At 53.9% G+C, this 17,933-nt stretch carries 20 protein-coding genes; 9 read left to right on the forward strand and 11 right to left on the reverse strand.

Annotated elements, in window-relative coordinates:
- Positions 1–41 precede the first annotated feature (41 nt).
- Entirely contained in the window at positions 42–389 is a 348-nt protein-coding gene (locus tag WN53_RS20180) for a Grx4 family monothiol glutaredoxin (RefSeq protein WP_172413932.1), read from the forward strand.
- 85 nt (positions 390–474) lie between these two features.
- On the opposite strand, the gene rnt is transcribed toward WN53_RS20180, so the two are convergent.
- The 6 genes from rnt to WN53_RS20210 form a co-directional block, all read right to left on the reverse strand.
- A complete protein-coding gene (gene rnt, locus WN53_RS20185) occupies positions 475–1,155 on the reverse strand; it encodes a ribonuclease T (protein WP_024486437.1) in 681 nt (226 codons plus the stop codon).
- Between the two features lie 69 nt (positions 1,156–1,224).
- Positions 1,225–1,632, reverse strand: coding sequence for a lactoylglutathione lyase (gene gloA, locus WN53_RS20190; protein WP_021178093.1), 408 nt, complete (start codon positions 1,630–1,632; stop codon positions 1,225–1,227).
- A 312-nt stretch (positions 1,633–1,944) separates the two neighbouring features.
- Complete coding sequence (gene nemA / locus WN53_RS20195; RefSeq protein ID WP_021178092.1) at positions 1,945–3,042, reverse strand: alkene reductase; 1,098 nt, start codon at positions 3,040–3,042, stop codon at positions 1,945–1,947.
- Positions 3,043–3,123: 81 nt separating this feature from the next.
- Positions 3,124–3,729: a TetR/AcrR family transcriptional regulator gene (locus WN53_RS20200; protein WP_037413224.1), complete on the reverse strand. Its 606-nt coding sequence runs from the start codon at positions 3,727–3,729 to the stop codon at positions 3,124–3,126.
- 162 nt (positions 3,730–3,891) lie between these two features.
- Positions 3,892–5,523 carry a phosphoethanolamine transferase EptA gene (gene eptA / locus WN53_RS20205; RefSeq protein WP_024486439.1) on the reverse strand — a complete coding sequence of 544 codons (1,632 nt, stop codon included), beginning with the start codon at positions 5,521–5,523 and terminating at the stop codon, positions 3,892–3,894.
- A 122-nt stretch (positions 5,524–5,645) separates the two neighbouring features.
- Positions 5,646–6,287 carry an NAD(P)-dependent oxidoreductase gene (locus WN53_RS20210; RefSeq protein WP_046808205.1) on the reverse strand — a complete coding sequence of 214 codons (642 nt, stop codon included), beginning with the start codon at positions 6,285–6,287 and terminating at the stop codon, positions 5,646–5,648.
- A gap of 138 nt (positions 6,288–6,425) precedes the next feature.
- Between WN53_RS20210 and WN53_RS20215 the strand changes: the two genes are divergently transcribed.
- The 3 genes from WN53_RS20215 (at position 6,426) to WN53_RS20225 (ending at position 8,621) form a co-directional block, all read left to right on the forward strand.
- Positions 6,426–7,355, forward strand: coding sequence for a LysR substrate-binding domain-containing protein (locus WN53_RS20215; RefSeq protein ID WP_024486928.1), 930 nt, complete (start codon positions 6,426–6,428; stop codon positions 7,353–7,355).
- A 21-nt stretch (positions 7,356–7,376) separates the two neighbouring features.
- Positions 7,377–7,616: a DUF1289 domain-containing protein gene (locus WN53_RS20220; RefSeq protein ID WP_021804547.1), complete on the forward strand. Its 240-nt coding sequence runs from the start codon at positions 7,377–7,379 to the stop codon at positions 7,614–7,616.
- Positions 7,617–7,724: 108 nt separating this feature from the next.
- The gene (locus tag WN53_RS20225; RefSeq protein WP_024486929.1) at positions 7,725–8,621 is read left to right on the forward strand and encodes an aldo/keto reductase; all 897 of its coding nucleotides are present in this window, start codon (positions 7,725–7,727) and stop codon (positions 8,619–8,621) included.
- A 39-nt stretch (positions 8,622–8,660) separates the two neighbouring features.
- Here WN53_RS20225 and WN53_RS20230 read toward each other — a convergent pair whose 3' ends face one another.
- Complete coding sequence (locus WN53_RS20230) at positions 8,661–9,998, reverse strand: histidine phosphatase family protein (RefSeq protein ID WP_046808206.1); 1,338 nt, start codon at positions 9,996–9,998, stop codon at positions 8,661–8,663.
- 239 nt (positions 9,999–10,237) lie between these two features.
- Here WN53_RS20230 and sodC point away from each other — a divergent pair, with 239 nt between their 5' ends.
- Positions 10,238–10,762, forward strand: coding sequence for a superoxide dismutase family protein (sodC, locus tag WN53_RS20235; protein ID WP_024486871.1), 525 nt, complete (start codon positions 10,238–10,240; stop codon positions 10,760–10,762).
- Between the two features lie 14 nt (positions 10,763–10,776).
- On the opposite strand, the gene WN53_RS20240 is transcribed toward sodC, so the two are convergent.
- The 3 genes from WN53_RS20240 to WN53_RS28800 are packed head-to-tail and all read right to left on the reverse strand — an operon-like array spanning position 10,777 to position 13,911.
- Complete coding sequence (locus WN53_RS20240; RefSeq protein ID WP_024486870.1) at positions 10,777–12,804, reverse strand: FUSC family protein; 2,028 nt, start codon at positions 12,802–12,804, stop codon at positions 10,777–10,779.
- A 3-nt stretch (positions 12,805–12,807) separates the two neighbouring features.
- The gene (locus tag WN53_RS20245) at positions 12,808–13,671 is read right to left on the reverse strand and encodes an efflux RND transporter periplasmic adaptor subunit (protein ID WP_024486869.1); all 864 of its coding nucleotides are present in this window, start codon (positions 13,669–13,671) and stop codon (positions 12,808–12,810) included.
- Between the two features lie 3 nt (positions 13,672–13,674).
- Complete coding sequence (locus tag WN53_RS28800; protein ID WP_024486868.1) at positions 13,675–13,911, reverse strand: DUF1656 domain-containing protein; 237 nt, start codon at positions 13,909–13,911, stop codon at positions 13,675–13,677.
- A gap of 179 nt (positions 13,912–14,090) precedes the next feature.
- Here WN53_RS28800 and slyA point away from each other — a divergent pair, with 179 nt between their 5' ends.
- The gene (gene slyA / locus WN53_RS20255; RefSeq protein ID WP_021178082.1) at positions 14,091–14,525 is read left to right on the forward strand and encodes a transcriptional regulator SlyA; all 435 of its coding nucleotides are present in this window, start codon (positions 14,091–14,093) and stop codon (positions 14,523–14,525) included.
- Between the two features lie 89 nt (positions 14,526–14,614).
- On the opposite strand, the gene WN53_RS20260 is transcribed toward slyA, so the two are convergent.
- Complete coding sequence (locus WN53_RS20260) at positions 14,615–15,079, reverse strand: outer membrane lipoprotein (protein WP_021178081.1); 465 nt, start codon at positions 15,077–15,079, stop codon at positions 14,615–14,617.
- A gap of 368 nt (positions 15,080–15,447) precedes the next feature.
- On the opposite strand from WN53_RS20260, the gene anmK reads away from it, so the two are divergent.
- From anmK to pdxH, 3 genes are all read left to right on the forward strand, one after another.
- Positions 15,448–16,569 carry an anhydro-N-acetylmuramic acid kinase gene (gene anmK, locus WN53_RS20265; RefSeq protein ID WP_046808207.1) on the forward strand — a complete coding sequence of 374 codons (1,122 nt, stop codon included), beginning with the start codon at positions 15,448–15,450 and terminating at the stop codon, positions 16,567–16,569.
- A gap of 44 nt (positions 16,570–16,613) precedes the next feature.
- On the forward strand, positions 16,614–16,931 hold the full coding sequence (locus tag WN53_RS20270) for an MliC family protein (protein WP_024486512.1): 318 nt from the start codon (positions 16,614–16,616) through the stop codon (positions 16,929–16,931).
- A gap of 230 nt (positions 16,932–17,161) precedes the next feature.
- Complete coding sequence (pdxH, locus tag WN53_RS20275) at positions 17,162–17,815, forward strand: pyridoxamine 5'-phosphate oxidase (RefSeq protein ID WP_021804541.1); 654 nt, start codon at positions 17,162–17,164, stop codon at positions 17,813–17,815.
- Positions 17,816–17,933: the final 118 nt, after the last annotated feature.

Genomic DNA, 17,933 nt, shown 5'->3' on the forward strand with positions numbered 1-17,933 from the left:
GTGTGATGCATGTTGTAGCCATGATGTGGCTTGAGGAAGCAATAATGACGACGATTGAAAAAATTCAGCAGCAAATTTCTGCCAACCCGATCCTGCTGTATATGAAAGGCTCACCGAAATTGCCAAGCTGCGGTTTCTCTGCTCAGGCCGTGCAGGCGCTTTCAGCCTGTGGCGAACGTTTTGCCTATGTTGATATTCTGCAAAACCCGGACATCCGCGCCGAGCTGCCAAAGTACGCAAACTGGCCAACCTTCCCGCAGCTGTGGGTCGATGGTGAACTGGTTGGCGGCTGCGATATCATCATCGAGATGTACCAGCGCGGTGAACTGCAGCCGTTGATCAAAGAAACGGCCGAGAAGTATAAAGATCAGGAAGACCAGCAGCCTTAATGGCGCAGGTTTTTACCAAATAAAATCGGGCGGCACCTTTAACAGTGCCGCCCGATTTTTTTATGTCTGTCAGTTTGCCAGCAAGCTATTGCGATTCAACGTTGGCAATCGGCCAGCCACCGAGACGTTTCCAGCGGTTAACCAGTTCACAGAACAGTTGGGCGGTTTGCTGGGTATCATACAGGGCTGAGTGCGCCTGGCTGCTGTCAAACGGCATGCCAGCGGCAATACAGGCTTTAGCCAGCACCGTCTGCCCCAATACCAGCCCGCTAAGCGCAGCGGTATCAAAGGTGGCGAAAGGATGGAACGGGTTGCGCTTCAGGCTGGCACGTTCGGCGGCAGCCATCAGGAAGCTGTGATCAAAATTGGCATTATGCGCCACGATGATTGCCCGGTTACACCCCTGATCCTTAAGGCCTTTACGTACGGCTTTGAAAATCGCATGCAGCGCATCATATTCACTCACTGCACCACGCAGTGGGTTATGTGGATCGATACCGTTGAAGGCCAGCGCTTCCGGTTGCAGGTTCGCCCCTTCAAACGGCTCTACATGAAAATGCAGTGTTTCATCTTGCTGCAACCAACCATTTTCATCCATTTTCAGCGTGACGGCGGCAATCTCTAGCAGCGCATCGGTCTGAGCATGAAACCCAGCGGTTTCCACATCAATAACAACGGGATAAAACCCACGGAAACGGCCACTCAGGGCGTTAAGATCACTTTTTTCGGCCATCAGTTTCTTATCTTTAGCGAATTCAGCGCGCATTATGACAAATTTCTTGTCTTGGTGCAGCGGAGATAGAAAGCAGGGCGCAGGGTGCGCCCTGGAGAAACCTCAGTTACCGAGGCCGTGACCTGCGTGCTTGTTCTCGATCAGTTCAATCTTGTAACCGTCCGGATCTTCGACGAAGGCAATCACGGTGGTACCGCCCTTGACTGGGCCGGCTTCGCGGGTGACTTTGCCACCGGCCTGACGGATGTTGTCGCAGGTGGCTGCTACATCATCGACGCCCAGTGCCAGATGACCAAATGCGGAGCCCATGTCGTAGCTGTCTACGCCCCAGTTATAGGTCAGCTCGATGACCGAGCCTTCGCTTTCATCGCTATAACCCACGAAGGCCAACGAGTATTTGTACTCGGTGTTTTCGCTGGTACGCAGTAAGCGCATGCCTAATACCTTGGTATAGAAGTCGATGGAGCGTTGCAGATCGCCGACACGGAGCATGGTATGGAGTAAGCGCATAATTTCCTCTGATTGGATATGCCGCGGCTGACGGCAGGTGACTTGAACAGCGTCAGACAGTATAGCCTTGTCGCATAAGGCAATTCAACGCGTGCGGTTGGTGATGGGGTAGGTTACGTTGTCACAAACAAAAAATAGCTGCGGATAATAGTGCAGCAGGCGGGAGCCATACAGAACGCCGACACGCCGTGGATCCATCCATGGAGGCTCGTATCGCGCATCCATGCGCTCAACGGTCGGCTAACCTGTATGGCTCCCACCCGGCTCAGCCTTGAGGCGTCGCGGTATTAAGCGCACCTATTTAGCTGAGCTTTACAGTGTCGGGTAATCTGTATAACCCTCGGCACCGCCGCCGTAGAAGAAATCGGCACGCTGCTCGTTGAGTGGAGCCTGCTGTTTAAAGCGTTCCACCAGATCTGGGTTGGCGATATAGCTGCGACCAAAGGCGACGGCATCAATAAAGCCTTGGGCGATCAACTCTTCCGCTTTCTCCGCCGTATAGGCACCCGCGCCAATAATCACGCCTTGGAAGTGTGCTCTTACTGCATCGCGGAAGGCGGTTGAGTAAGGCTTGCCACCGGCCCAATCCGGCTCGGAAATATGCAGGTAGGCGATACCGCGTTTATTCAGCTCTTCGATCAGATACAGCGCCGCTTCTTCCTGATCTTCGCCGTTGTCCAAGCCATTGAACGGGCCCAACGGTGAGATACGGATACCAACGCGATCGGCACCGATTTCGGCAATGCTGGCATCGACCACTTCCAGCGTCAGACGGGTACGGTTTTCAATGCTGCCACCGTATTGGTCGGTACGTTGGTTGGACGCCGGAGACATAAACTGGTGCAGCAGGTAACCGTGCGCGGCGTGCAGTTCAATATAGTCAAAACCGGCCTCACGCGAGTTGGCAGCAGCCTGGCGGAAATCGTTGACGATCCCCGGGATTTCGTTGGTTTCCAACGCACGTGGGGTTGAGGTTGGCACACGAACCCAGGCACCGGTTTCATCACGCACCGTGGTGCGGGTTTCGGCATTGATCGCTGAAGGCGCGACCGGAGCCTGCTGGCCCGGCTGCAAGCTTGAGTGGGAGATACGCCCTACGTGCCACAGCTGCACGGCAATATGGCCCTGTTTGTCATGTACCGCCTGGGTGATTTTTTTCCACGCGGCGATTTGTTCTGGGGTATGCAGACCGGGAGCTCCGGCATAACCTTTCGCCTGGAAAGAAATCTGGGTGGCTTCGGTGATCAGCAGGCCAGCGCTGGCACGCTGTGCATAATATTCCGCCATCAACGGCGTTGGGATGTCACCTGGCTCGATGCTGCGCAGACGAGTCAGCGGAGCCATGAACACACGGTTGGGGAGGGTGGTGTGGCCAACTTTGAGCGGAGAGAACAATTTTTCAATCTTCATAGTGCATCCTATAGTATTAGACCAGTCGACTAGTGATGATAAACAATATCGCTACAATGTCTTTCGGGTAAAAAAGGGAGTTTATGGCTGCGCTGGGCGCAACAGCAATTCGATACTTTCCAGCGCACAGGTCAGTGGGGCGACCGAGTGGCGGATTTTAGCCCGCAACGATGCGCCCAACCACAGCGAATACAGCGTTTCCGCCGTGGCCGCTGGGCTCATGGTGACAGCCAGTGAACCTTCACGGATGCCGCGTTCGATCGCGTCTTGCAGATGACCGATCACGCGGCTGGTGCCCGCTTCCAAGGCATGGCGCATAGGTTCAGAAAGATCGCTGACCTCTGCGGAGAGTTTCACTGCCAGGCAAGCGTTATGGCACTCACTACGGCAGTGGAAGCTGATGGCCTGGGCGTAATAACTTAATAACTGATTACGCGCATCGCTGCGGCTGTCAGCAAACAGAGCCTGCATTTGAGCGTCGTAATGGGCAAAATAGCGTTGCAACATTGCTTCGCCGAAGGCTTCCTTCGAGCGAAAATAGTGATAGAACGACCCTTTGGGCACGCCAGCGGTAGCGAGCAACTCACTGAGGCCCATGCCGGTAAAACCAAGGCGCAGGCTGAGCGTTTCGCCGGTAGCGAGCAGATGTTCTCGGGTATCCCCGTTGCAATTCGTCTGTTTTGTCATAATGAAAATGAGAATAATAGACCGATTGGTCTAGGTCAAGTCGCAGATAAAAAAACCGGTAAAAAAATTCCCGGCTCTGACGGTAAACAGTCGACCAACTTACATTCTATCGAGGTGCTGCACAAGACCTCATACCGTAGGGGCGCCGCATGCTGCGCCCGTCTAGTTGCGACAGCGCTGCAGAATATCCAGGTCGGGCTGATATTGCCTTGTCTGCACGTTTAACATACCCAACAGGGTGTGGAACAGATTATCCTGTGAAACCTTATCGGTCTCCGCCAGGGATTGCAGGCATTGGCGGTTAATGCCGAAGTTGCGTTCATAATCGGCCGACATCCACATCAGGAAAGGCACGTGGGTCTGCTGAGAAGGGGCGAACATATACGGCGTACCGTGCAGATACATGCCATTCTCCCCGAGCGATTCACCGTGATCGGAAAGATAGACCATCGCCGTATTGAATTTGCCGCTGTATTGCTGCAACAGCTTGATGGTGTTGTCCAGCATGGCGTCGGTGTACAGTAGCGAATTGTCGTAGGTATTCACCAGTTGCTCGTGGGTACAGTCCTGGATCTGGTTGCTGTCACAGGTTGGTGAGAACTGTCGTAATTCTGGCGTACTGCGGCGATAGTAGGCCGGGCCGTGGCTCCCCATCTGATGCAGTACGATCACACCGTCCCCTTGCAGGCCGTTGATATAATCGTCCAGTTTATGCAGCAGCACATTATCCATGCAGACATCGCCGTCGCAATACTGTGAAAGCTTCAGTTTGGTCATGTCGATATGTGGGATACGATCGCAGGCGCCCTTACAACCGCCGTCATTCTCGCGCCACAGCAGGTTGACTCCGGCATGTGCCATCACGTCCAGTATGCCTTCCTGGTGTGCGGCCAAGGTGGCGTCGTAATCGCTGCGTGGCATGTTGGAGAACATGCAGGGCACGGAGATAGCCGTTTCGGTACCGCAGGAACTGGCATTCTTGAAATAAACCACATCGTCCTGCTTCAAGCGGGGATTGGTCTCCCGTGAGTAACCACCTAGCGAAAAATTCTCCGCCCGCGCGGTTTCACCGACCACCAGTATCACCAGGGTCTTCTTGGCCTGGCTGCTAATCACCGGGCCTAAATGGGCATCTTCACCAATTTTGACCAGCGGCAGATTTTGGTGGAAATAGCGGTGTTGAGCGTACTTGATGGTGCCAGCCACAAAATTGCTTGGGGTGAGCATTTTCACCACGCTTTTATTGTTGCGGATCAGCGAGGCGTAATCTTTGTAGAACAACGCCGCAACCAAAAGGATCACCACCACGGAAAGCATCACATTGGCCGCGCGCAGGCCAATCATGTACCACCAAGGGCGGGTTTTATTGATGCGTACAAAGCACACGAAAACGGCAGGCAAAATACCCAGCAACAGCAGCCATAGCCCCATACGAGGGGTGAGCAACGCCGTCGCTTCCTGCGGGTTGGTCTCGAAGGCGTTCTGCATCATATTGCCATCAATCACCACGCCGTAGCTGAACATAAAATAGTTGGCCGCCGCGCTGCCGAGCAGCAACAGAATAACCAGAGGTTTACGCAGGAACGGAATGGTTAATACGCTGAAGATAATATTCAGGGCACAGAAAATAACCACCGGCATAGTCGCCGCAAAAATGATGCTATGTACGCTATCAAAGGTGATATATGACCAGGCCTGGTGAATAAATAGCAGGTTCTGGAAAAGCGTGAAGAATAGGGCGCAAGCCAGGATAAAACCCAAGCTGTTGCATTGTAATGATTGACGTAAGCGCATTGCCAAATCTGGATCCTGCCATGAGGTAATGCGCCGAAATTTACCAGATGAAACTTAAGATAACCTTAGACGTAGTGAGCGGCAGGACAGCGGCTGCAACGATTACAGCCGCTGGCGGACGATTAATAGGCAGCGGTAAACTGTGCCTTGATGAACTGCGGTTTTTCAACTTCGTCGATAATGGCAACCGCGAGGTCTTCTACCGAAATATTGGCCGGTGCGTCCCCCTTCATCAGCAATTGTGTCGTACCCAAACGGAACTGGCCGGTACGCTTGCCGGGTTCCAGCAACGCGGCAGGAGAAAGGTAGGTCCAATCCAACTGGGTTTCTTTTTTCAACGCATTACGTAAATCCCGTACCGCCTGGGCCCCTGGACGAATATTTTCCGGGAACTGCGGGGTATCAACCAGCTCAACTCCTGGAGCCACTTCCAGGCTGCCGGCACCGCCAACGTACAGCAGGCGTTTAACCGCGGATTGTTTTACCGCCGCCAGGATCTGCTGAGCACCTTTAGCGGTTTTCTCATACAGATCTGCTTCTGCCCAACCTGGGTTATAGGCGCTGATCACGACATCATGGCCAGCTAACTGTTGTGCCAACCACGGGCCGTCGGCCACGTCACCCAGGGCGATGGTGAGATTGGCATTATCCGGCAGATCTTTTTTCTGACGGGCGATGGCGGTCACTTGCAGGCCGCGGGCCAAAGCTTCATCGACTACGCGGCGGCCAACAAAACCGGTTGCTCCAATAATGGCGACTTTCATGAGGTCTCTCCTGTGAAATGTTTTTTAACGGGTTGCCGTACCACTCAGTGGCGGTGCAGTAGAAATACTATAAGCCTTAACAATGTGGCTGATTAGTGCCATATTTATGCTTTCTTGATTAAGTAAAACTTCATAATCATGGATAAACTGAATCGAATGGCGGTATTCGCCACCGTGGTGGCCGAGGGATCTTTTGTTGCGGCGGCCCGTCGGCTAGAGATGACGCCTTCTGCGGTCAGCCAGCATATGAGGTCGCTAGAAAAGTCGTTGGGCGTGCCGTTATTGCACCGCTCGACTCGCCGCTTGGCACTCACCGATGCGGGGGAAGCCTTTTACCCCGGCTGCGAAGCCATGTTGCAGGAAGCACAGCGCGCGGAGCAGCGGCTGGCGGAACTGCGGGATACATTGGTGGGCGAACTACGTATTGCCACCACCGTCGGGATCGGTAGCGGCCCCTTGGCGGAGGCCCTGGCTCCCTTGCTGCTGGCGCACCCAAAGCTGACGCTGCGCATTCTGGCAGACGACCAGGTGGTGGATATGATCGAGCAGCGGGTAGATATCTCACTGCGCGTAAATCTACAACTGGCAGATACCAACCTGATTGCTCACCCGCTGACCGCCTGGCCCATGGTGCTCTGCGCCGCGCCGCGTTATCTTAGCCAGCATGGCGTGCCAGAAACGCCCCAGGAACTGGTGCAACACCGCTGGATCACCGGCAGCGGTCACGGGCTGCATCTCGATTTACATCACCATGCGGGTGAAACATTCAAACTACGCCTGGCGGCGGGGCAGGTTGTCAGCGGTAGTATGAACGTGATCCGGGCCTTTACCCGCAATGGTCTGGGGATTTCCGGCCAACCGCTGTATGAAATTGGTGACGAACTGCGCCGGGGAGAATTAATCGCCCTGTTACCGCAGTGGCGGCCTGCGCCATATCGGCTGCATGCGTTGACTCTGGAACGGGTTCTGCCGGAGAAAACGCGCCAGGCGCTGCACTATTTGCGAGAATATTTTCGCCGTCATGGGGAAAAGCCACTTGCCAATGGCCCCGATGACGTCTTCAATTAGCATGACAACGCAGGAGGACGTGTGGCGCAGCAACTCGAGTTCTTTGACATCCCAAGCCCGTGCCGTGGCATTTGCCAGGCCGATGAGCGCGGCTATTGTCGTGGTTGCCTGCGCAGCCGCGAGGAGCGCTTTGGCTGGATGCAAATGAACGATGTCCAGAAAAAGGACGTTCTGCGCCTGTGTCGCCAGCGTTACCTGCGTTCATTGCGTACCGGCAAGCAGCCAGAAGAGATCCCGCCAGAACAGCCCTCGCTGTTTTAACTTTATTGCTGATTTTCTCGATCTGCCGCACGTTAAGGCCACTTTTGCGTTTCCTACGGCTTGGGCGCTTGTGTATGCTGGCGTTAACTATTGTCATGAGGTTTAACAATGCTGAATCGTATAAAGCTGGCACCACTTGGGCCCGAGTTCTCACGCATGATTTGCGGCTACTGGCGTTTGATGGAGTGGGGCATGTCACCGCAGCAGTTGCTGACGTTTATCAAGCAACACGTTGAGCTAGGGGTGACCACGGCGGACCACGCGGATATTTATGGTGGCTATGCCTGTGAGCAGGCTTTTGGCGAGGCTATCAAGCTACAGCCCTCGGTGCGCCAGGGGATGGAGCTGGTGTCGAAGTGCGGCATCGCTACCACCGCCAAGCCAGGTAACCCAATCGGGCATTACATCACCGATCGCGAGCATATTGTGCACAGCGCAGAGCAGTCTTTATCGCACCTGCATACGGACTACCTGGATTTATTGTTGATCCATCGTCCCGATCCGTTGATGGAGGCCGATGAGGTAGCAGAAGCCTTTGTGGCGCTGCATAAAAGCGGCAAGGTGCGCCATTTCGGCGTTTCGAACTTTACGCCAGCACAGTTTTCCTTATTGCAGTCGCGTCTGCCGTTCTCACTGGTGACCAACCAGGTCGAGATATCCCCGATTTATCAGCCAGCGATCCTCGACGGCACCTTGGATCAATGCCAGCAACTGCGTATTAAACCGATGGCCTGGTCTTGCCTGGGTGGCGGGCGGTTGTTCAGCGATGCTGAATTCCAGCCGTTACGCGATGAGCTGCAAACGGTGGCACAAGAGATTGGTGCCGAAACCATTGAGCAGGTGGTGTATGCCTGGGTGATGCGTCTGCCTTCGGCACCGCTGCCAATTATCGGTTCCGGCAAGATCGAACGCGTACGTTCGGCCCTGAAGGCGCAAGAGCTGGCCTTGAGCCGCCAGCAGTGGTTCCGCATTCGTAAAGCGGCACTGGGTTACGACGTACCTTAAGTTGAGCAGGTAAGGCTGGCATTGTGCCAGCCTTTGCCACTACTTCACTTGCATAACGCTGAAGGTTTCGTTTTTATATGCCAAGGTGACAACTTGCAGCCCTTGGCTTGGTTGCCATGAGGAATCTGGCAACCGCTTGTTAAAGAATGCATTCAGTATTAGCGGGTGGGTGAAGACGATCACTTTACCCTGGCTAAATTCATATTTTTGACCGATAGCGGACAGGAACTTATCCAAACGGTAGGCGGCAATCTCGCCATTCTCGCCTTCATCTGGCGCAACAAAGCGGATCAGGTTGTTGGCAGAGAACAGGTTTCTCGCCGCTTCGCTCTGGTCGTTTATCAGCGTTGCCACCTTTTCTGCCTCCCAGTGCCCCAGGAACATTTCGTTCAATTGGTTATCTTGCTGAACCGGGATTTGATGGTCAGCCATCACGCGTTGGGCGGTTTTGTAGCCACGCCCCAACTCGCTGCTATAAGCCGCGATAAACCGGGTGGATTTTAGTGTGCGGTGTAATTGCTGGTTAGCCTTTTCGCCCGCGTCGGTGAAGTCTGAATCTGTGGTGCCTTCCATGACACCAGCCTGCTGCAATTGGGTCAGCGGATTAACGACCAGAGTGATTTCCAGCGGTGGCAGGGCCTTTGCTCTGGCGTAGCCAGATTTAAGATAATCGGTATTATTAAAATCGATAAGATGGAATTGGCCATCCTTGAACTCCAGCACCGAGACGCTGGTATTAGCTAACCCGGCCAGTGGTTGGTTGGCGCGGTATTTTTGCAGGTAGAACGCCATTGATGAGTGGGCGGTAACCAGAATATTACCATCCTGATCGGCATGCTGTGTGGCAATCTGTCGCAATGCACCTTCAAAGCGCGCCGAAAAATCAGCCATATTTTCGGCATTGACCGGGGATTTGAACGCGGGATCGTTATAGGCGCCGAAATAGAACGCGAAGTCGTTGCCAGAATGGCCGAATTTATCCGTCAGATCGTCAATTCGGCCTCCTTCGGCGTCGCCCCACGAGATATCTTTCAGATCGTCAATCTGCTTCACCTGTATGTTGCGGCCACGCAAAATCTGGTTGGCGGTTTCATAGGCCCGGCCCAAGGTGCTGCTATAACCGGCGATAAACTCTACTTCTGCCAGCCCCAACCCTAAACTGCTGGCGTCATAACGGCCTTTTGGGGTCAATTGGGCGTTACCGCCACCGCCGATGGTCATTTCCTTGATATTGGAGTAGGTCTGCCCGTGGCGAACTAAATAAAAGCGCAGCGTTTTTGTCTGTTCTGTGTTGGCCTGATCTTGCGATAGCGCTGCGGTGGGCTGCCATATCATGGCTAAAAACAGAGTGACCAGCGGGATTATTTTCTTTTTCACGCACTATTCCTTTTAATTATCAGCAAGATTTCAGCTTAAGAAATAAATGGCGCTGGGACCTTTGTGTTAATGACACTTGCCGATGCAGGGTGGCAGAAAACCAAGGAATAACGGGAGGAAGGTCACAAAATATTATAACCGACTCAGTGGCTGCGCTGATTAACGGCGGTTTCCACTGTGGCAGGATTTATTCGGTATATACTCCCTAAGGACTATAACTATCGCATGGAGATTGAGTGATGAAACGTTATTGGTGTGCGGCATTGGGTTTGATGGCCTGTGGCGTTGCGCAGGCGGCAACGGTTGATGTCGAAATGAATCTGGTGACCGGCCAGGGAATTGGTCAGGACATTGGTAAAATCACAATTAGCGAAACGCCTTATGGCCTGTTGTTTACCCCGCAGCTGAAAGCCTTGCCTGCTGGTGTGCACGGTTTTCACGTTCATGAGAAAGGCAGTTGTGAGCCGGGTATGAAAGACGGCAAGGCGGTAGCCGCACTGGCTGCGGGTGGCCACTTTGACCCTGAAAAAACCAGCAAGCATCTCGGGCCTTATGATGCCAACGGGCATTTAGGCGATTTGCCAGCAATCTATGTCACGGCGGACGGTATGGCTGACACCCAGGTCCTGGCTCCGCGCTTGAAGAAAATCAGCGAAATCGAAGGCAAAGCGCTGATGGTACACGCCGGGGGGGATAACCACTCCGATCAACCCAAGCCTCTGGGTGGTGGTGGCGATCGCTTCGCCTGTGGCGTAATCAAATAAATCAGCCGCCCGCGTCAGCCTGGCGTGGGCGCTGTTACCGCTTCCGGTGGAATGATCGCCTGCTGCAATTGTTGCAGTGAGCAGTACAGCCGCCAAATCAAACCCGCCAAATCACGTGCTGCCTGTTCTGGATGCTGGGCAAGCGCGTTACTCATACGCTGCAGCTCCTGCAAGGTGGCGTCCAACGACGCATGCTGCACCCCTTTCTCAGTCATGACTCCCTTCAAACAATGAATACAGACGTCGCGCACGGCGGCCAGCGGATCTGAACGGGTTTGCCAATCACGCAGTTGCCAGACCACGTGGCTGCAGTTCAGCAGCACGACTCCCCAACGCAATAGCCAGGTGCGAGCCTCCTGATCCAGGCTTTGATTCAGTTGACTGATGCGGTGATAGATACGCGACTCAAACTGGCTTTCGCTTTGCTGCGGTTTCTTACTCAACTGATCGATAAAATCACGGCGTAACGCGCGGATAATCCGTCGGCTTTTGCGTTTGTCCGAACTGGGCCGCAGGATTTGGAACGCCAATCCGGCCAACAGCACGCCGGCAATCTTGGCGAGACTGTCATTGATATAGCCCTGATAATCGTAGCTCGGCGGGTTGGTCACGGCGAGAAACGATCCCATAAACACGATCAACTGACCCCAGAGTGGGGCATAGGGGGGATTTTGCAGTTTCATCATCTGCATCGTGACCAGGGTCGGGAACAGGAAGGCGCAGAACACCCAGAAGTCGTCGATCTGGATCATCAGGCCAAACTTCATCACAAAGCAGAAGGCAAACAGCAGGGAAACGGCCTTCAGTAAGGTGGTGATGGATTTGATCGGCGAAGGGGTAGAGGAATAGAGCACGCAACTTATCGCGATCAGCGTCAGCGCAGAGCTACCGGCGTCCCACTGGGTAGTGATCCAATAAGCGCAACCGATCAGGATGCACAAGAAGGTGCGAAGCCCGTTGTAGGCGGCCTCAACGCTGTCGGTATGGCGCGCGAGTGAGGTAACCCGCGGTGGTTCGATATCGCTGACCTGGGTAGCGCTTTCCAGCCGTTGTTGCCAACGGGTACAGCGCAGATAGAGCCAGCAGAAGTGGCGCAGGCGCAGGAAGAAGGCCCGATGGCGATAATCGGCTGGATCCTGGGGGGCGATGGCGACCAGAATATGAGCCAGCCGGTATTTATCTGTGGTGGGGTCGCGTAATTCATTCAACACCTGCTCCAACACCGCCGCCAGATTCTCCGGACGATCTGGCCAGTTTAACAACATGCGGCGCAGGCTGGAGATGACGCTGGTGATGCGCAATTGCTGGTGCAGCATGTAGTTGAGGATATTGTTTTGCCGACGCAGCCGGTAATGGCTCCAGAAGGCCTGAATTCGCAGCAGGTTCATGGTCAGGATCTGGCCGATAACGCCCTCGTGGGAGGTACGCATCCGCAGGCTGATTTCCGGTTGCCACAGCATGGCGGCGTGTTCCAGCAGGCGTAAGTGCATGCGGCGTAGCGATACCAGCAAAGTCTCACCATCCGACGTGCTTGGCAGGATCATCATCATCAGGCCGCCGCACAGGATACCGGTGATCACCTCACAGACGCGTGCCTGGGTGATATCAAAAATTTGCTGGGTGTCGGTAATATTAACCGTGCCAAACACGATGATCGCGGCGGTATAGCCCGCCAGGGCAAAGGCGTAGGAGACATTGTTCTGGTAGTGGTTGGAAATGTAGGTGCACAGCCCCAACCAACTGGCAATCGACAGGGTGAACAACCAGGGATCGTTCAGGCAACCGGCAATCAGCAGTGAAGCCATGGCACCGATCAGGCTGCCAAAAATGCGGCCAATGCTCTTGCTGATCACGCCGCCAACCGTCGGGAAGCTAACGACCGCGGCGGAAGTCAGTGCCCAATAGGGCTCATCCAGCTGTAGAACGAAGGCGACCCATAGCGCCAGGCACATTGCCAGGGTGTTGCGTAATGCATAGCGCCACTGCCCTGCGGTGGCTTTACCCCAGGGCGAGCGCTTCCATTCAAGAAAGGGCAGGTTCACACATTAGTCCTGCTGATGAATTGAAATGGTGCAGGTGGTACCGGCTACCAGAGTCAGGTCGGCCGGAATATCGAACAGCTTGATACGTACCGGCACCCGCTGTGCCAGGCGCACCCAAGGCACGTTGGGTTTCACATCCATCAGCAAGTCACTGCTGCTGTCGGCGCTTTGGTCGTAAATGGCCCGGCCAATGCTTTCAACTACCCCTTGCAGCCGAATATTGCCGTTATACAACACGATATCCGCCTTGCGACCCTCTCTGATATGCCTGAGCTTGGTCTCTTCGAAATAACCGAGCACATAGAACGAATGGATGTCTACCAGCGCCACCAACGGCGTTCCTGCGGTGGCGTAGTTGCCGACGCGGGCCTGTAAATTGGTGATGTAACCGTCGGTTGGGGCATAGATCCGCGTCTTGCTGAGGTTCCATTTGGCCTGTTCCAGATTGGCCTGAGCCGCCTTATACGAGGCTTTCATGGAGGCGGCGGCCAGGTTTGACTCATCCAGATCTTCAGAGGAGATGACGTTACGGGGCAGGCTGCGGCGGCGGGCCGCTTCATGGTCGGCCTTGGCCATATCGGCCTGCGCTTTGGCTAGTGCCGCCTCGGCATTGTCCAACGCAATTTGGTAAGGCACGGGATCAATGCTGAAAATCAAGCTGCCCGCAGAAACGAACTGGTTATCATGAACTAGTATCTTCTCTAATCTACCAGAGACTTCCGGAGTAATATTGACCAGCTCAGCCCGCACCTTACCGTCGCGTGTCCAAGGGGATTGCATGTAGTAATTCCATAACCACCAGCCGGCACAAAGCGCGATGGCGCAAACAATAACCGTCGAAAAATACTTTAATGTCTTATGCTTCATGAGCTACCAACTCGCTAGGAGCCACAGGGAACCGCTGACGGTAATGACGAAGATGGACAGATCCATCAGCATAGGGTGCCAGATATCACCGGAGTACATCCAGTCGCGTAGCAAATGATGCACCAGCAGCCAGAAGACTAAACCGAGTAAGAAAGCTTTAAATAGAGGTGGGAAATAAAGCGATGCACCCAGCACCAGATCGGGCAGTGGTGACGCAGTATGGAGCCAAGTCGTATTCACGTTAGCAATCCCGATGAGTGAATATGAAGGATGTTTGCATAGAGGATAACCAATTACCGATAAAAATGTGTCTATTTTTGCGATTTGGATTATATACATTTGTGTTTTTAATGTTAATTAACCAAAATGGGCTACACTTTGGGGAGTAATGTTAGCATGCTAACTATAAGGAGGGGGAAGTGGAATCAACGTTAGGTTCAGATTTAGCACGATTAGTTCGTGTTTGGCGTGCGCTGATCGATCATCGGCTAAAGCCGTTGGAGCTTACACAAACGCATTGGGTGACATTGCACAATATCAATCGATTACCGCCAGAACAGTCGCAAATCCAATTGGCAAAAGCGATAGGTATTGAGCAGCCTTCATTGGTTCGTACTTTGGATCAACTGGAAGAAAAAGGGTTGATCACCCGACACACCTGCGCTAACGATCGCCGTGCCAAGCGCATCAAATTGACCGAGGCGGCAGAGCCGATTATTCGTGAAGTGGATAGTGTGATCACGTCGACCAGAGGCGAAATTCTCAGCGGTATCTCGGCAGAAGAAGTAAGACTTTTAGTTGGTCTGATTAGCAAGCTGGAACAGAACATCATCGAACTGCAAGAAAAACAATAAATCCAGCGCCTTTATTATTATGCTTAGTCACAGCAACAAACAGAAACCGGAGGCCCAGGGGCCTCCGGTTTTGCATTCAGGCAAGGACGTTACAGTGGAGACACGGTAACGGTACTGCCATTTTGCGCCATACGAACGCGCTGGCCTGGGCTGAATTTAGTCGACCCGGCTTTCTGTACCACTACGATATTTTCTTTATTATCGGTTTTGATTTCCAGCTCCCAAGCGTTGCTACGGCTAGCTGCGCTACCGACGCTGTCGCCTACCACACCACCGGCTACGGCGCCCGCTGCAGTTGCCAGGCTACGGCCTGTGCCGCCACCAATGGTATTCCCCAGGAATCCACCCAGGACTGCGCCGCCGATAGTGCCAAGCATGCTTGAGCCTTCACCGCCCTGAATTTGCACCGGGCGTACGGACACCAAGGTCCCAAAGGTCACGGTTTGTACCTGTTTGGCCTGAGAGGCGGAATAGACATCACCGGACGCGGTTTGGTTTGCACAGCCCGCCAGTGTGACGGAGGCGAGAGCGACAACAAGAAGACGCTTGATCATATAAAGCTCCTGCAGTTGGTAATCCAGATCTGGGAGATAGGCCCAAACCAAGTTCTATAAATCTTACAGCAATTATGGTTGAATCGGTTTGATATCACCCATGTGTTGCCTTCTGTATACAGCTTAGCTTTTCTCTGTTCAACCAATAATAAACGGTGGTTTAACTTTGTGACAGAACTGAAAACAAATAACCGGCGCTTTATCCTCCTCTGAATTGTTTATTATGTAACCAATACTCGACATAAAATAAACAACTTCGCTCACAGGCTGTAAAAAAGACATCATAATTCATGGCGTTAATCGCACAATTCTGGTCTATTTAAAGGGTGAAAACGGTTGCAACCTGGAAAGGGTAAAGGATAGTGCTGATGAAGTCAGGCCGCTATATTGGTGTTATGTCTGGCACCAGTCTGGATGGGATCGACGTGGTGCTTGCCGCGATCGATGAACGTATGGTGGCGCAACAGGCAAGCTATAGCCACCCAATGCCGATCCAACTGAAAAAAGAGATTCTGGGGATGTGCCAAGGGCAGCAGACCACGCTTTCTGCCGTAGGACGGTTGGATGCCCAGTTGGGCACGCTGTTCGGTGAAGCGGTGCTGGGGCTGTTAAAGCAAACCGGTATTCCTGCCCATGAAATCACCGCCATTGGCTGTCATGGCCAAACGGTGTGGCATGAACCGGAGGGCGAGACGCGCTTTTCGATGCAGCTTGGGGACAATAACCGGGTGGCGGCATTGACCAATATCACTACCGTGGGGGATTTTCGCCGCCGTGATATGGCCTATGGTGGCCAAGGCGCGCCCTTGGTTCCCGCGTTTCATCAGGCTTTGTTGGCTCACCCAACCGAGCGCCGTATGGTGCTGAATATTGGCGGCATCGCCAACCTGTCACTGCTACTGCCCGGCGCACCGGTGCGCGGTTTTGATACCGGGCCGGGGAATATGCTGCTGGATGCGTGGGTATGGCGCCACCGCTCAAAACCTTTTGATAAAGACGGCCTTTGGGCGATGGAAGGGCGCGTCTGCTTACCGCTATTGCAACAGATGTTGGCCGATCCTTATTTCGCCTTACCGGCACCGAAAAGTACCGGTCGGGAATATTTCAATATCAGTTGGCTGGAAAAACAGCTGGCGACGTTGCCAGGGTTAACTCCGGTGGATGTGATGAGCACGCTGGTGGAGCTGACCGCCACCACCATCTGCGAGCAGGTGATGCTGGCTGGGGGCTGCGAGCGGCTGCTGGTCTGCGGTGGTGGTGCCCGTAATCCACTGCTGATGGCGCGAATGTCCGCTTTACTGCCGGGGACCGAGGTGGCTACCACCGATCACTTTGGAGTCAGTGGGGATGACATGGAGGCGTTAGCCTTCGCCTGGCTGGCATTCCGGACCATTTCCGGTCTGCCGGGAAATCTGCCCTCGGTTACCGGTGCCAGTTGTGAAACTCTGCTGGGTGGGATTTATCCGGTTTTGCCGTTGGGCTACCGCTAGCTCTGTTAGGATAAAGAAAGGGTTAATATCTTAAGGAGCACCAGATGAAAAAAATAGCGATGGTTGTCGGGGTTCTCGTGTTGGCGGGTTGCAGTTACGTAGTCCCGCAAAAAAGCGAAACGCTGCACTATCAATGCGGAACGACGCCGCTCACCGTAGAGCTCAATGGTGAAGAGAGCACGGTCAGCTTCCTGATGGACGGCGAACAGCTGAAGCTGAAACAGGTGCTGGCGGCGTCCGGTGCCAAATACAGCGACGGTAAATATACCTTCTGGTCGAAAGGGCCAAATGCCTTTATCGAGCGCAATGATAAAGTGATCATGAGCGACTGCGTGCTGGCTCAAGACGCGAACCACGCTTAATACCGCGCCACTGAAGCCTGAGGCAGGTGGGAGTTGTGCAGGTTAGCCGACCGTTGAGCGCAAGGATGCGCGATATGAGCCTCCAAGGATGGATTTACGGCGTGTCGGCGTTCTGCATGACTCTCACCTGTTGCATTATCGGGGGAGCTATTTGCTAGCTGAATGATTGAGATCCTGCTGCTACAGGCGCAGAATATGACAACGAATTTACCGCTTGGTTGCTAATCCAGATGACTGATAATAATGAGTTTGATGTGGCGGATCTGCGCCGTGAATATACCCGTGGCGGTCTGCGCCGTAACGATCTGACTGCCAACCCCCTGGATTTGTTCGAACGCTGGCTCAAACAGGCTTGTGAGGCGCGTCTGGCCGATCCTACCGCCATGTGCGTCGCTACCGTGGACGAGCAGGGGCAGCCTTTCCAACGCATCGTGTTGCTAAAGCACTTCGATGACCAGGGCCTGGTGTTTTATACCAACCTGGGCAGCCGCAAAGCGCAACAACTGGCGCAAAACCCGCATATCAGCCTGCTGTTCCCGTGGCATATGCTGGATCGCCAGGTGATCTTCCTCGGCAAGGCCGAGCGGCTGTCAACGCTGGAAGTGATGAAGTATTTCAACAGTCGGCCCAAAGACAGCCAGATCGGCGCTTGGGTGTCGCAACAGTCAACACGCATTTCTGCCCGTGGCATCCTCGAAAGCAAGTTCCTCGAACTGAAGCAAAAGTTCCAGCAAGGGGAAGTGCCATTGCCCAGTTTCTGGGGCGGTTTCCGCGTCAGATTCGACTCCGTTGAGTTCTGGCAAGGGGGCGCGCACCGCTTGCATGACCGTTTCCTGTATCAACGCGAGGGAAATGACTGGAAAATTGACCGACTGGCACCCTGATAGACGGAAAATCCCCCTTAAGCGCTGGCACTGATGCCGCTGGCGCTTTATTCTATGCGCTACCCCGAATTTTGTGATTTTCGCCAATGGGCGAAGGCCGTGTACCGGCAAAGGTGCA

Source organism: Serratia fonticola (assembly GCF_001006005.1).
GTDB classification, from domain to species: domain Bacteria; phylum Pseudomonadota; class Gammaproteobacteria; order Enterobacterales; family Enterobacteriaceae; genus Chania; species Chania fonticola.